Source organism: Nonomuraea sp. NPDC049152 (genome assembly GCF_040648355.1).
In the GTDB taxonomy this organism is placed as follows: Bacteria; Actinomycetota; Actinomycetes; order Streptosporangiales; family Streptosporangiaceae; genus Nonomuraea.
Window position 1 is genome coordinate 1 of sequence record NZ_JBEZDO010000098.1, and the last position, 1339, is coordinate 1339.

Consider the following 1339-nt stretch of genomic DNA (forward strand, 5'->3'; position numbering starts at 1 on the left):
GCCACCGCTCCCGCCGCGGCGGTGCGGACGTCGGTGAGGTGGTGCCCGTCCATGAGAAGCGCGCGCAGGTCCCCGGTGGTCGCGTCGTGGACGGCGACGAACCCGCTGGACGGCGACAGGCCGCCGGTCGCTCGGGCGGCGAACCACGCCGCCACCTTGACCGTGAACACGGACCGGCCCGGCATCCACGCCGACTTGACGTGCACGTCGCCCAGGTCGCCTGCGGGCGCGAACACCGTGATCGGCGCCTCGCCCAGCCCGTCGCTGAAGTCGGCGAAGACCCTCGCCACCGGCTCGACGAGGTCGTCCAGGCCGACGGCGGCCCTGATGGCGTCCGCGCCGTACACCTTCACGGCAGGACCCGCGTCCGCGCTGTACACCTTCACGGCAGGACCCGCAACGAGCCGGTGCCGACGGACGCCACGCCGCCGCCGACGGTGACGCGCCGCACGTCGTCGGCCGTCCCGTGGGCGGTGATGGCGATCCTGCTGGGCCGTCCGGTGAAGCGTCCCTGCGCCAGTGAGAGCTCCTGGCCGTCGCGGGCCCGTCCGTGCCGCAGGAGGTAGGCCGCCACGCAGCCGGCGGCGCTGCCGGTGGCGACGTCCTCCAGGACGCCGTCGTTGTTCCAGTGCCTGCCCTCGACCGCCCCCGCGTCGAGGACGTAGGCGAACTGTGCGCCCAGCCGTTCCAGTACTCCGCCGAGGTCGGGGTGGCGGATACGGGCCCTGGCCAGCGCGTCGCCGTCGCGCACCGCGACGATGAGGTAGCGCAGGCCCGTGGAGACGATCTCCAGCGGCAGTCCGGCGTCGAGGTCGTCCTCGGCCAGGCCGAACGCCTCGGCGACGGCCGCCCGCTCCAGCGGGGCCTTCTCCGGCACGAACACGGGACGTCCCTGGTCCAGCAGCGCGGACACCTGGCCTGGCCGCTCGCCGTAGGTGGTGACGCGCACGGTCCCTGCCTTCAGCTCGAACGTCCACGCCCGCTCCTCGCCCGGCTTGGCGCCTGCCCGCTCGTGCAGGACGGCCGCCGCTCCCAGCACCGGGTGCCCGGCGAAGTCGAGCTCCTCCAGCAGGTCGAACACGCGGGCCCGCACGACGCCGGGAGCGTCCTGCCTGCGCACGAAGATCGTTTCGAAGTGCCGGAGTTCCTGCGTCACGCGGAGCATCCGCTCCGCGTCGAGCTGCGGCGGGTCGACGAAGACCGCGAGGCTGTTGCCCGTGTAGGGCCGGTCGGCGAAGACGTCGACGTGGTGATAACCGGTCATGCGGCCAGCGTAGGGACGCGGCCGCTCATTGAGAACGCCGATAATCGCGTGGCAGGCATAATGCTTGCTTATGGA

At 72.8% G+C, this 1339-nt stretch carries 2 protein-coding genes; both read right to left on the reverse strand.

The window, feature by feature from the left end; all coding sequences use genetic code 11:
- On the reverse strand, positions 1–386 hold a 386-nt coding region (locus tag AB0B45_RS51485; RefSeq protein WP_358146390.1), incomplete at its 3' end, for a hypothetical protein.
- Entirely contained in the window at positions 383–1264 is an 882-nt protein-coding gene (locus AB0B45_RS51490) for a PhzF family phenazine biosynthesis protein (RefSeq protein ID WP_358146392.1), read from the reverse strand. The genes AB0B45_RS51490 and AB0B45_RS51485, both read right to left, overlap by 4 nt.
- Positions 1265–1339: the final 75 nt, after the last annotated feature.